Raw genomic sequence first — 12,455 nt, forward strand, 5'->3', positions numbered from 1 at the left:
CCGCCTTCGCCGGTCGGCCCGCCTGCTTTTGGCGTTTCACCGGGCTTGCGGCCGAGGCCGATGGCCTTGGCGGCGGCGCGGCGCTTCTCCGAATAGCCCGGCGCGACCATCGGATAGTCGGCGGCGAGACCATAGCGGGCGCGGTAGTCGTCAGGCGTCAGGTCGTGGGCGCGAAGGTGGCGGATGAGGCTGGCGTAGGGCTTGCCGTCGATCATCGAGAGGATGCGGTCGGGGTTCGCAAGGGACTTGCGAACCGTGACGGCGCGCACCGGCGCGGGTTCGTCGAGGACCGTTTCGGCAGGCGCGGCGGCCCCGGCGAGCGCCTCGTGAACCGAGGCGATCAGGCGCGGCAGTTCGGCGGCGGCGACCGTGTTGTTGGCGACATAGGCGGCGACAACATCGGCCGTCAGGTCGATGAGGCTGGCGGTCGGCGCAGCGTCGTCGGTCATGAACATTCCCCTTCCCAGCATTCGGAAGCGCGGACGCTAGACGAATGACGCGAGGTATCAACTGAAATACCGACGTCGCGGGGTGCATCCCGCCATGATGAGGGAACCCTCCCCCGCGCCCGAACGCTTAGCCGTTGCAGTTCCGCGCTCGGAAATGCGTGCGGCCCGGCGCGCCAGCTCGCCCCCCCTTGCGGCGCACCGGGCCGCTTCCCCATGGACCTTGCGATGATTTTCTCTAGGCTCGACGCGCCGCTGTTCCGGTACCGCGGCCGGCGGCTCGGAGCGTCCCCGCAGGACCCGCACTCCGAGCCGCCACCGGCCCGAGCGAACGCCTCGCGGCGCGCTACACTCCTTTGCAGTCTTCGGGCGCATTCTGACCTAGGGTCATGGCGAGCGGGGAAGCATCGACGTGACGGAAAGCTCGGATTTTGAATCCATCGCAGCGATGTGGCTGGAGCGGTTCGGGACGCCCATGCCGGTCGCAGGCGAGATCGAACTGGCCTGGCGCATCCTAAAAGAGAGCGGCGTCGATCTGCCTGCTCCAGCGCCGCCGCCTCCTCCTCCGACGAGCGATGGAGACGAACCACCTTCGGAGGATTGACCAAAAGAATGCGCCGCCCGGCGCCCCCTGCAGGGGCGCCGGGCGGCGCGCGATTTTTCGGGCCGATGAAACGGGCGGCGGAGGCCGCCGCCCGTCCCGTTGCTATTCCGCCGCGATGGCGTAGGGCGCAGGTTCGAGCGCATGCGGCGGCGGCAGCCGCCGCATGACGGTCTTGACCGCCCCCCACCGATCGACCGGAGCGTAAATCCGGTCGGTGTAGCGAGCGGGAGGAAAGGCCATCCACTTGGGCGTCCAGCCGTCCACCTTGGCGCGTCCGCCCGACCCGGCGAGGAAATCGCGCAGGATGGTCTTCTGCGTCTTCACCTTCTCCGCGACATTGGCGTCCGCGATCCGCTTGCCGCCGACATCGCGCAGCAGGGCGTTGGCGACGGCGCGGTCGCGCAGCAGGCCGAAGAAGGCGTCGTCGGGGGTCCACCACTCGGCCATATCGACCTTGAGGTAGGCCCCGACCGCCTCGACCAACGGGCCGCCGACCGCCAGCGTCTCGCCCATGATGACGGCGGCGACGGCGAACACCTCGTCGTCGGAGAGCTTCACCATCCGCGCGAAGAGTTCGACGACCGGCGTCTCGCGCGCCTGCGCGCGGGCGACGCTTTCGTCCTCGGCGTCGAAGCCGAGCAGGGCGAGGACGGCCCGGCGCTTGGCGTCGAAGACGGTTTCGGCGCTCGCGGTCTCGACGCTGTCGGCCATGGCCTCGTTGCGGACGCGGCGGTCGGCTGTCCGCACGGTCCACAGCGACGATCCGGAGACGGCGTGGGCGACGAGCAGCCGGAAGGCGACGGCGGGATGGTCCGCCAGCACCGTGCGCACGGCGGCGTGGCGGTGCAGGTCGATATAGTCCTGCATGACGCCGGTCGTCTCGGGCTTGCCTGCGCCCGGGGGCAGGCCTTGCGCCTGCGCCTCGGCCTTGGCGGCGGCGGCGCGGGCGCGCCGGGCCTCCTTGCCCGAAAGATAGCCCTCATGGACGGTCACGTCGCCGCGCCCGCTGACCGAAATGACCACCTTGCCGCCCTTGTCCTTGGGCGTCTTCTCATGGTCGTAGCTGTAGAAATGCTCGCCCGTATCCATGATCTCGACGGCGGACCAGCCGTCTTCAAGGTAGCGGTCGCGCAGCGCCGCCACCGCCTCGTTCTGCATCGTCCAAAAGGTGTCGGCGTCCTCGAAATAGCCGTCTTCCCCGAACAGGTCCGCCTTGATCCGGCCCGGATAGGCGTCGAGGTCGAAGATCGCGACCTTGGTCGGGATCGACTGGCCGCCGAACAGCCACGCCTTGAGGGACTGGCCGGTGGGCGCATATTGCTCGGGGTCGTCGTAGAGAGCGAGCCAGTCCTTCTGCTGGCTGCGGCTGGCGAGCGTCAGGTGACGAATGGTGGCCGCGTCGATCTTGTCGGCGGCGTAGAGGGCGCGGATGCCCGGCAGGAGATTGCCGAGCGCGAGGATGCGCCGGACGTAGAGCAGGGTCAGGCCGAAGGTCTGGCCGATCTGTTCGGGGGTGCGTCCCTTTCGGATCAGTCCGGCGAAGGTCTCCCACTGGTTCACCTCGCCGGGGTCGAGGCGGGCGATGTTCTCGATCAGCGAGGCTTCGAGCGCGGCGGCGTCGTCGCCGGGCTCCATGATGGCGCACGGCAGGGGTTCGACCTCCCCGCCTTCCTCGAGGACGGTGCGCGCCGCGAAATAGCGGCGACGGCCCGCGACGATCTCGAAAGTCTCGCCTTCGCCGGAGGGTCGGACGAGAAGCGGCACGAGGACGCCGCGCGCGCGCACGGTGGGCAGGATGTCCGACACGTCGGGCGGGGCCTTGCCGTTGCGCATGTTCAGCTTGGACACGCTGAGCTTGCCAAGGTCGATGTTTGCGAGTTGCATGACAGTCTCTCCTTCGGGAGTGACCGGCCCCGTCCGCTTGATCTCCTCCAGAGTGACGGGCGGGGCCGGGATACGCGGGAAGAGCCGCGCGCTCATCCTTGGCCGGGGTCGGCGCTCGGATCGGGGAACGCGCCGAGCGGGCTGGCCCGGCGCAGAAGGGCTTCGGCGCGGATGATCGACCCGGCGCGGCGCGCCCAGGCGGACCAGACCGACAGCCGGAAATGGGTCGAAAAATGCAGGTCGCGCTCGATGGCGAGCCCGAACGGCAGGCGGACGCTCTCGATCTCGGCAAGGTTGAACGATCCGAGTTCGGGGGTTCCGAAGCCGAGGTCGGCCAACCCGAACAGGGTGTCGCCGTCTTCATCCAGTTCGGTCGCGAGCCATGTCGCCGCGCCGACCGGACTGAAGAATTTGACGACGGGCACAGGGTCGGGCTCGACCGCGCCGGATTGGAGCGCGTGACGATGGGCGGCGGCGTTGGCGAGGAGCGCGGCGCGAAGCTCGGGGGTCAGGAGGATCATGCCGCCGCCCTCCCCATCTCACAGGCGACGCTCGCGGCGGCCTCGTCCGCCTCTGGCGCATAGGCCAAGAGATAGTCGGCGGCCTTGGACGCTTGCCCTGCGGCGCGGAAGATGGCGCGATTGTCGGAGCGCAGGACGGTCAGCCAACTGGCCAGATAGTCGGCGTGCCGCACGGTCGGGGCGACGCCGAGCGCGGCGCACAGGAAGGCGGAGCCGAGTTCGGCGGCCAGTTCCTCGCGGGCGTAGGCCGGGGTTCCGAAGCCGCCCGACTGGTCGCGACGGAGCCGGGTCGGGTGGCCGGTCCAGTGGATCAGTTCGTGCAGCGTCGTGCGGTAGTAGTTGATCTGGTCGAAGAAGGCGGGCTGCGGCGGGATGCGGATATAGTCCTCGCCGGGGTGGTAGTAGGCGCGTTCGCCGCCGATGCGGACATCGGCCCCGGTGGCGGCGATCAGGGCTTCGGCGCGCGGGACGATCTCGCGTTCGGGAAGCGGCGCAGGTTCGGGGACGAGCCGGTCCAGCCCTTCGCACTGGTCGAGGTTGAAGACGGTGAAGCGCTTGAGGAAGGGCACGACGCGGGCGTCCTCGCCGGTTTCGCGGGCGCGCTCCTTCTCGGCCTCGGGGGTGAAGCGGTCGGCGTAGACGACGGTCGTCCCGCGCTCGCCCTTGCGGACGCTCCCGCCCGCCGCGAGGGCCTGACGGAAGGTCAGCCAGTTCTGCGAGGCGTAGCCTTCGGAAAAGCCCGCGCCCCACAGGAGCAGGACGTTGACGCCCGAATAGCGGCGGCCGGTGGCGGCGTTTCTCGGCAGGCCGGGACGTCCCGCCCCGGCGCGGCCCCACGGCCGGACCCATGGAAAGGTCCCGGCTTCGAGTTCCGCGATGATCTTGGCCGTCACCTCGTCATAGAGGTTGGCGCGCGGTTCGGCGGCGGGCGAAGCCCGCCCCTTCCCTTTCCCTTTCCCTTTCGGGCGGCGCTGCGGCTGGCTGTCCTTACGCATGGCGATCCTCCTTCCCCGCCCCAAACCCCACAGCCTCTCCCGGAAGCGGGGGGTGGACGGCGAAGGCGTCCTGCCGGACGCGCCCTGCAAGGCGGGCGTCACCCACGGGGCCGAAGCGAAGCGGAGGAGCGGCCAACGGCCGCTTGGCGCGCGCCGGGGCGCGTCCAGAAGGGCGCGTCGGCCACCCCCCGCTTCAGGGAGAGGCCCAAACAAAGCCGCCGCGCGAACGCGCGGCGACCGTCAATGGGGGGCGTTGCGGGGGGCGAAGCCCCCTGCTCGAAGGGGTAGCGGGAGACCGCGGGCGGGCTCCCGCTCAGGGGAAGGCCTTCCCCTTACGATGACTTGCCTTGCAAAGAGCAGGCAGGCCCGGTCATGTGCTCGCCTTGAACTTCAGGGGTATGGGCCTATAAACGGCCGTGGGGGCGGCATGGCTATAAGGTTCAAGGCGCGAGTCGCGTCTGCTGTATTCAGCACCACTTGCTTCGTATCGCGTGCCGCCCCTCTCGGCGCGCGCCGTCCATGACGTTTCCCGCCGATTTTCGACGCGTCACGACCCGCGAAGCGCTGATCACGGCGATCGGAACCGACGAGGCGACATTCGAGGCCATCCTCGCCTTCGATCCTCCCAGGACCCGTGAAGAGCAGATCGAAGCCCTCCAGCGAGCCGCCGACGCCGCTTCAATCGAGGACATTCCGGTCTTCCTTCGCCACGACATTCCAAAGCGGAATCGCAGGCGCGGCCATCGAACGGTGTGGGAGCCGCTGCTGGGCAAGCCCGGATATCGGACGCTGGCGCGCCGGCTCGAGACCTTCTTCCGCATCGCCCTGCCCGGCTATCCGCACGACGCCGTCTACGGCTATCGCCCCGGCCGCAACATCCGGGAGAACGCTTCGGCTCACGCGGGGCGCTCGGCGCTGCTGAACGCCGACCTGGAGAATTTCTTCCCCTCGATCACGACGGATCGCGTCGCCGCCCTGTTCACCAAGCTGGGTTTAGTTCCCGACGTGGCCGAGCTGCTCGCGCGATTCGTCACGATCGGCGGCGGCCTGCCGCTGGGCCTGCCCACCAGCCCGGTGATCTCGAACGCCGTGGCGCTTCCTCTCGATCTCGCCTGCGCGGCCTTGGCGAGCGGAGCGAACGCGACCTACACGCGGTACGCCGACGATCTCACCTTCTCGGGGGATGACCAGCTCCCCGCCATCGATGCGCTGCGGTCGGTTGTCGAGGCGCAAGGCTTCGTGCTGGCGGAGGACAAGACGCGCCGGTCCAAGATCGGCCAGGCGCACTATGTGACCGGGCTGAGCATCAGCGACCCGGCGCAGCCTCACGTTCCGCGCGAACGAAAGCGCCGGCTGCGGCAGGAACTCTACTACGCCGGGAAATTCGGCATCGCCGACCACTTCCGGCATCGCGGCGTCAACGACGCGCGCGTCATCCAGCAGGAGGTCAACCGCGTCGACGGCCTGGTCCGGTTCGTCGCCCACCACGAGCCCGCGATGGCGCCCCGCCTGAGGACGCAGTGGCGCAAGGCGTTGCAGGATGAAGGCATGAAGCCGAGCTTCGCGCCGCGCGGTCAGCACCGGGCGCCCTTCTTCATCTTCGTGGACGAGGCGGAATTCGACCGCGGCGGACAAAAGGTCCTGGCGATCGGCATGGCGGTGAGCCAGCACGGCCCCCGAATGGCGATCGAGGCCGGCCAGGTTCTCGAAGCCGCGCTGGCGGACATGTATCTGGACGGAGACCCGGCGGCCCTGCGCAAGCGCGGCCTGCATTTCGTCGACGCCACCGAGGACCTTCGCATCGCCTATGTCAGGCGGCTCGAGGGGATGCGGTTCGAGGGCTATGTCGCCTTCGCCGACTGTGACGACCCCAGTCGTTACGAGGAGACCTATCTGCGACTGCTCGGCGCAATCATCGAGCGACGCCTGAAAGCCGCGGAAAGTCAGCTCGCGTCCTTTTACATCGAGCAGAACGAGAAGGTCTCGGCGCACAGGGTCAAAGGGCTGATCCAGGACGCCTTCGACCGTCTCAAGGCGCGCGACGACCGTCGCCCGGTGGACTTCGCCGTCCAGTTCGTCTCGAAGCCGCATCTGGGGATCAGCGCGCCGGATTTTCTGCTCGCCGTTCTCGGTCGATATCTCAAGTCGAAAGCGGCGAAACCGGGCAAGCCGGAGCCGCGCGACCGGCTGATGTTCGAGCGCTTGCGCGACAAATATCGGCTGATCCTCGACGTCACGACGTGGACCGAGTACTCGCGGCGACGTCCTATCCTTCCCTGGTCCGACCAGACCCCGCCGAGCGATGACGGCGCGTAAGCCGCGCGGTCCGTCACGCGCGGCCGAAGCTGGAACATGAACTGAGCGCACTGGTAAGGTGGATCGAGCCCGTGCTGCTGAACATGTCGCGCATAAGGCCCAGCGCACGTCTCTCAATTCGCCTATCTACAGCCGAGCGCTCGATTATCGGCGTGGTCGTCGCCTTAAGAGCGAAGCTTCAGAGCGCAGCCTCGGTCCGCAGGATCTTCTCCATCGCCTTGCCCTTGGCCAGCTCGTCGATCAGCTTGTCGAGGTATCGGATCTCTCGCATCAGCGGCTCGTCGATCGTCTCGACGCGGACGCCGCAGACGGCGCCGGTGATCCGGGAGCGGGCGGGATTGAGCGCAGGCGCCTTGGCGAAAAAGGTCTCGAAATCGGTTTGTGCGGCCAGCTCAGCCTCGAGTTCGACCTCGCTGAAACCGGTCAGCCAGCGAATGATCTGGTCGACCTGCGCCTTCGTCTTACCCTTCTTCTCCGCCTTGGCGACATAGTGCGGATACACGCTGGCGAAGCTCGTGGAGTAGATTCGGTGCTGCGTCACGGTCCTCTTCCTCATTATCGAGCCGTTCTTCGCCGCTCGCCTGTCGAACTACGACCCTGGCCTGATCCAGCATGGCCGCCGCCTCCGGTCATCCTCCTCCTATCAGGCTGTTTCGACAACAGCAGCCTGGGGTTTCTGCGGCGTCAGGCCTGGCGCGCGCCCGCGTTCGTCGCCCCTCTCGAACGGCGCGAAGCGGTGACCTTTCGCCCACGCATCGCCCCGGACTGTCCCACGGCGGCGACGTCGGCCGACGCTGCGAAGGCGCAGCGGCCGCGGCGTGAGCTGGCGCCGCGAGCGCCCGGCCATGAGACTGAGCCTACGGCTTGTCGTAGAGCGCCTGGCGGCTGAAGACCCGCACGGCGTCCGCCGCAGCCGGGTCGCCGGCAGCCGCCCACCCATCGCCAGCCCGCGCGGTCGCGAAACGCCACCCAGTCGCAAGGCGCCGTGCTCGCGGCCGGGGTTTCGCTGGCTTTTTTCTTCGGCGTTTTCGATGACGGGGGCAGTTCCCCGATCCTGTCGGGCAGCCACAGAATGCGGGCGTCGCCGATCGCCAGGACTTCGCACGCGATCACAGGCGCCGCTATCCTCTTGCCGATAAGGCTCCCATTCAGCGCAGCAGGCGTTCACCGCCGCGCGGTCGGCCTTGTTCGGGTCGAGACCCGTCGCCGTGCGGAAACTCGCGCGCGCGGCCTTCGGCTGGCCGGAAGCCGCCTCGGCCTCGAGAATCAGAACCGCGCCGCTATTGCGTCGTCTCCCTGACGACGATGTGCGTATCGGGGAACAGTGAGAACAAGAGCCGCCGATCCTCGTCGGTCGTTGGAAACCAGAAGGATCGAACCCTCACGCGGCCAAGCGCGGCGGCCGTAAAGGTCGGGTCGGCGAGCGCAAATCCCATCGGCCCGTAACCGCCTTCCGGTGTTGGGAATCCGGTGAGCGAGAACCATGCCGATGATACGCCCAAGTCCTCCCCATAGCGGCGGTGAGCGGCCACGATCGTGCGCACAAGGTCGCGCGTGAACACACGGGCCTCGGCGACCGTCGCCTCGTCGACGTCGGGCGCGACGGCTTTTTGCCGGGCGAGAATCTGGTCCACAGCCGCCTCATAGATCAGGTCCTCGTCATCGGCTCCGCCGTGGAGAAGGACCGCAGAGAAGGGCTCGACGGCGACCGCCCGCATCGCCGGAAGGATGTAGTTGGCGCACGCGGAAGCGCAGAGGCCGTGGACCTCCGCCGTCCAGTCCCGGCCTTGCAGCAGATACCCGGCGTCGATCCCCGTCTCGGCGTCGCCGCCCTGCGAGGAAATCGCGAGCGTGACGCCGCGTCGATCGGCGAGACCCGCGAGGCAGTCGGCCAGGCCGGCGTCGATCGGACCGATATAGCGTAGGCGATTGTCGGACTGGACCTCGCAGAGGCGGCGACCGGCGACGACGGCGTCCACGGCAGCCTTGGCGTTTCGCCAACCCGCCCGTTCCGTCTCGCCCGATTGCGCGAGCGCGTTGGCGGGCAGCATCAGGGCGACGGCGATGAGAAGGAAACTTTGGGCGTGGCGGCGTAAAAACATGAGGCGTGTCGTCGTTCCGAACGATGGCGGGTCGGGCGCCTGATCGCCCGCCCCGCCGTTCTGCTCAGTAGAGGCCGGCGAGATCCGCCGCGGGCTGCGTCTGCCGTGCGCCGTCCGACGGCCTGTTAATCTCGACAACAGGCATGTTGACGATGCCCGAGCCGCCGCCCATCGGCGCGCTCCGTCCGCCGCCTCCGCCGCCGGTCGACGGCCCGTCGCCCCAAGCGACCGACACATAAATGCGCCCCCCGGTGATCGAGCCGTCCGAGCCGATCGTCGCGTCAGCGCCGACGGTGACGGTGCGCGAGCTGCCGGTCGTGGTGGTGGTCGTCCCCGGCCCGTTCTGGTTTGCTGTGGTCGTGTTCGACTGGCCGCCGACGACCTGATCGAGTTCGAGATAATCGAGTGCACGCATGTTCATTCTCCTAGGATTAAGAAAGTAAATACAGCGGCTTCAGAACAACAAGCCGCCAAATGTATGCCACTCCATTCTTCGCCCAAATCACCCCGCGGGTTCGTACCCAGCGCGATAAATGATGCGCGTTCCTTCGATGACCTCAGCCAGGGCGTCCCGTTCCGCAGCGGAGGTTGGAAACCAGAAGCGCCCGATTTCGAGGTTGGGTAGACTGGATCGTAGAAAGTCAGGGTCGACGATGGCGAAGGTGCGTCCGCCGAACCCGCCCTCGGGCTGCGGGAAGGCGGAAAGATCGTACCAGCCTGAATCTACGGTCCTCTGACCCGCGAACGCCTTGTGCCGCTCGACGAGAAGACGCGCTTGTTCACGGGTGAAGCGCCGCGCCTGATCGATCATCGCATCGCTGACATTCGGGTTCGCCGCCCGCTGGCGTTCGAGAACGCCCGGAAGGAACCATTGATAGACACCCTCCTCATCGTAGGGCGCTCCGTGCAGCAGAACCGCCGAGTAAGGCTCAACCTCGATGCGCGCGGCGACGGGCAGCAGATAGTTCGCGCAGCTGGAGGAGCACATGCCGCGAACGATCACGGTCCAACCGCGCCCGGTCATGAGTTCGGCTGCCCGGATCGCATCCGCGGCATCGCCGCCCGGTGAACTGAGGATCAGGGTCATCCCGCTTCGCCCGGCGAAACGTTCGACGCAGGCGGTGAGCGACGGCCCGCTTTCCCCGATGAAACGAACGACGGAGTCGCCGGGGTAGCTGCATGTCACCTGGCCCGCCGCGATGGCGGCGACGGCTGAACGGGCCTGAACGAAGTCCGTTTCAGCATTCGCCTGCGCAGCCCAGGCGGGATGCTGGCAGCCTGCCGAAAGCGCGGCGAGCGCCAGTCCGGAAAGAAGGGTTGGTCGCACCATGGCCTGCACTTTGAACGCGCGGCGGCGGATATGGAATCCGCCGCCGCGCACGAGGCTCAATAAAGCCCAGCCAGATCGGCCGCCGGGCCGCGCTCATTGCCGCGAGGGAAGTTCGGAGTCGTGACGACGGTGACCGTCGTTTCCGACCGGCTCCAGCTGTAACTGCCCCCGACCGATCCGGTCACGCCTGTGGGGGTTTGGTTGATGTTGTAGTTCACCTGGCCGCCGCGCGTATTGTTGTGGGTGGTGGTGGTGGTCGTCTGGCCATTGTTATTCGAAGGCGGCGAGCTGGGCGCCGGGGTCTGGCCGCCGGTCTGGCCGCTGGATTGGCCTCCGACGACAAGGTCGAGTTCGCAATAGGACAATGCACGCATCAATCGTAACTCCATGTAAGGGGTGGTTGCGTCGGGCAGCGCTGCCGTTCGAAGCTCAGCAGAGCTCACGTAACGCCGCAATCCAAACGCTGTTCACATTCCTGTGACAACCTTGCGTTGGGGGCCACAACCCGCAGTAGCGGATCGTGCGCGGGGCGCGACACAAAGCCCGGCCGCCCGGCGGCAAGTCCCGTCCGGTTCACGGCGCCGTCCGGCGAAGCAACTCCGGCCCCGCTGCGGCGATCAGCCGCTCCCCGGTGCGGAGCAGGCGGACAATGCGCTTCCTCATGTCGTCGCCCGTCGACCAGTCGGTCGTCACGCGATCAGGACCGAACAGGGCGATGGCGATCTCGCGCTGGCTCGCGCCGTTTCGCCGACCGTCCCAGGCCCGAAGGGCCATCGCCCAACGGTGCGCCCGTGGTTCCCCCCGGAAGAGCGTGGGCAACAAACGGTCGAACCGGTGGAGGGCTTCGAGCTGGCCGAGCACCCGCAGTCCGATATCGAGATCGACGAACCCCGCGAGGTCGTAGGCCAGCCGGACCGGTCCGCTCAGCACGCTCCCTTCCCTCACTTCGATCCGGATGGACCGAACGCCTTCGCCGATGATGATCTGCTCCCGTCCGCCGCCGAAACGGCGGACGATCGCCCGGCACGGCAGTCGGTCCAACCGGAAGGCGTCGCCATCGGCCGCTGCGACGGGAGCGGCGCGCACGGTCAGTACGGCCGGGTCGAGATCGGCGCGCCAGAAGACCGACGCCGGCGACCGGCGGCCGCGGAAATCGCCAACCCCAAATCTCCGGTCCGTCTTCGGCTTGGGTCTCGAATACTCGTAGGGGCGGAGAGCGCCGCACCAGCCGAGTCCCGACAAGCGGAAGGATGCGGCCCGCGTCGTCGGGCCGACGACGCAGCGCCTCCCAAGTCCATCCCGCCAGGTCGAGCTCGAGCATCCGATCGTAGGCGTCGCGCTCTTTCCAAGCGGGAGGACAGCAATCGGTCCGCGCTTCGCGCATGCCCCTCCTTTCGGTCGCCGGTCGACGGCGCGCGGCATGTCGCCGCCGGCCAAGCATAAGCGTCAGCGTATGGAGCGATCTTCACGGATTGACCGGAATTTTCGCCAAATACCTGTCGGCGCATCATTTCTGGCGTCGCAAACTACAAGTTTTCGAACCCCGTGCGTCTCCCTCCAAGGGACATTGCGGGGGTTTGAAGCGCGGGCACGGCGGCGGCCGCAAGCTCGCAGGGTTGCCGCGGCAGGACGATGCGTGGCCAAATGGCCGATCGAGCGTCAGGAGAACCGACGTGCCGGATTCGCAAAGCAAACAGGACTATAATCGCGCGATCGGCGAGCGCGTTCGGCGACGGCGAAAGGAACTCGGCCTGAGCCAGACGGCGCTCGGCGCGAAGATCGGCGTCTCGTGCCAGCAGATCCAGAAGTATGAAAACGGACGCAACAGCGTCGCGGCCTCACGGCTGCACCAGCTCTCGCTCGCGCTGGCGACCACGGCGCCGGCGCTTATCGGCCTCAAGTCCTGGGACGAGGGCGAAGACGGCGGCGAACGCGCGCGGTTGCTCCAGGCCTGGTCGGTCCTGCCGAACCATCAGCGCGAACCCCTGCTCCGCTACGTCGAGGCGCTCGCTCTGTCGGCGGACCCACATGTCACAGGCCGGGCGGATGACGACCCGGGCGGCGGCGATGGTTGACCTCGACCGGCTCACCCCGCGCGAGGAGCAATGCCTTCGCGACGTCGCCGACGGCCTGACCTCCAAACAGATCGGTCGCCGACGGACGATGAGTCCGCGCACGGCCGACACCCACATCTACAATGCGCTGAAGAAGCTCGGCCTGCGCGACCGCGAGGAAGCCGCGGCGCTCTATCGCGCGG

13 protein-coding genes and 1 pseudogene are annotated in these 12,455 nt (G+C 67.9%); 4 read left to right on the plus strand and 10 right to left on the minus strand.

Going from position 1 to position 12,455, the window contains the following annotated elements; translation table 11 throughout:
* Positions 1-449: Ros/MucR family transcriptional regulator (locus tag BDIM_RS08455; RefSeq protein ID WP_081461879.1), on the minus strand; the 449-nt coding region annotated here is incomplete at its 3' end.
* Positions 450-858: 409 nt separating this feature from the next.
* On the opposite strand from BDIM_RS08455, the gene BDIM_RS17200 reads away from it, so the two are divergent.
* A complete protein-coding gene (locus BDIM_RS17200) occupies positions 859-1,050 on the plus strand; it encodes a hypothetical protein (protein WP_003165159.1) in 192 nt (63 codons plus the stop codon).
* Positions 1,051-1,152: 102 nt separating this feature from the next.
* Here BDIM_RS17200 and BDIM_RS08460 read toward each other — a convergent pair whose 3' ends face one another.
* The 3 genes from BDIM_RS08460 to BDIM_RS08470 form a co-directional block, all read right to left on the minus strand.
* Complete coding sequence (locus BDIM_RS08460; protein ID WP_003165160.1) at positions 1,153-2,934, minus strand: ParB/RepB/Spo0J family partition protein; 1,782 nt, start codon at positions 2,932-2,934, stop codon at positions 1,153-1,155.
* Positions 2,935-3,026: 92 nt separating this feature from the next.
* Positions 3,027-3,455, minus strand: a complete 429-nt coding sequence (locus tag BDIM_RS08465; RefSeq protein ID WP_003165161.1) for a DUF2958 domain-containing protein — start codon at positions 3,453-3,455, stop codon at positions 3,027-3,029.
* Complete coding sequence (locus tag BDIM_RS08470) at positions 3,452-4,450, minus strand: ArdC family protein (protein WP_003165162.1); 999 nt, start codon at positions 4,448-4,450, stop codon at positions 3,452-3,454. Before BDIM_RS08470 ends, BDIM_RS08465 begins: the two co-directional genes overlap by 4 nt.
* Positions 4,451-4,969: 519 nt before the next feature.
* Between BDIM_RS08470 and BDIM_RS08475 the strand changes: the two genes are divergently transcribed.
* Positions 4,970-6,766 carry a reverse transcriptase family protein gene (locus tag BDIM_RS08475; RefSeq protein WP_003165163.1) on the plus strand — a complete coding sequence of 599 codons (1,797 nt, stop codon included), beginning with the start codon at positions 4,970-4,972 and terminating at the stop codon, positions 6,764-6,766.
* A 178-nt stretch (positions 6,767-6,944) separates the two neighbouring features.
* Here the strand turns inward: BDIM_RS08475 and BDIM_RS08480 are convergent, their stop codons facing one another.
* The 6 genes from BDIM_RS08480 to BDIM_RS08505 form a co-directional block, all read right to left on the minus strand.
* Entirely contained in the window at positions 6,945-7,322 is a 378-nt protein-coding gene (locus tag BDIM_RS08480; RefSeq protein WP_003169290.1) for a DUF2200 domain-containing protein, read from the minus strand.
* Between the two features lie 724 nt (positions 7,323-8,046).
* Positions 8,047-8,868, minus strand: a complete 822-nt coding sequence (locus BDIM_RS08485) for a hypothetical protein (protein ID WP_003165165.1) — start codon at positions 8,866-8,868, stop codon at positions 8,047-8,049.
* Between the two features lie 64 nt (positions 8,869-8,932).
* Positions 8,933-9,289 carry a hypothetical protein gene (locus tag BDIM_RS08490; RefSeq protein WP_003165166.1) on the minus strand — a complete coding sequence of 119 codons (357 nt, stop codon included), beginning with the start codon at positions 9,287-9,289 and terminating at the stop codon, positions 8,933-8,935.
* Positions 9,290-9,370: 81 nt separating this feature from the next.
* On the minus strand, positions 9,371-10,249 hold the full coding sequence (locus tag BDIM_RS08495; RefSeq protein ID WP_112999862.1) for a hypothetical protein: 879 nt from the start codon (positions 10,247-10,249) through the stop codon (positions 9,371-9,373).
* Between the two features lie 5 nt (positions 10,250-10,254).
* Positions 10,255-10,572 (minus strand): hypothetical protein, encoded by a 318-nt coding sequence (locus tag BDIM_RS08500; protein WP_003165168.1) that lies wholly within the window; start codon positions 10,570-10,572, stop codon positions 10,255-10,257.
* Between the two features lie 199 nt (positions 10,573-10,771).
* A complete protein-coding gene (locus tag BDIM_RS08505; protein WP_003169287.1) occupies positions 10,772-11,440 on the minus strand; it encodes a DUF2285 domain-containing protein in 669 nt (222 codons plus the stop codon).
* 230 nt (positions 11,441-11,670) lie between these two features.
* Between BDIM_RS08505 and BDIM_RS08510 the strand changes: the two genes are divergently transcribed.
* Together BDIM_RS08510 and BDIM_RS18705 are read left to right on the plus strand one after the other, a co-directional pair.
* On the plus strand, positions 11,671-12,273 hold the full coding sequence (locus BDIM_RS08510) for a helix-turn-helix domain-containing protein (protein ID WP_244911846.1): 603 nt from the start codon (positions 11,671-11,673) through the stop codon (positions 12,271-12,273).
* Positions 12,266-12,430, plus strand: a pseudogene (locus BDIM_RS18705) (helix-turn-helix domain-containing protein); the annotation flags it as partial. The gene BDIM_RS08510 and the pseudogene BDIM_RS18705, both read left to right, overlap by 8 nt.
* Between the last annotated feature and the right edge of the window lie 25 nt (positions 12,431-12,455).

The organism is Brevundimonas diminuta ATCC 11568, assembly GCF_000204035.1.
GTDB lineage: Bacteria > Pseudomonadota > Alphaproteobacteria > Caulobacterales > Caulobacteraceae > Brevundimonas > Brevundimonas diminuta.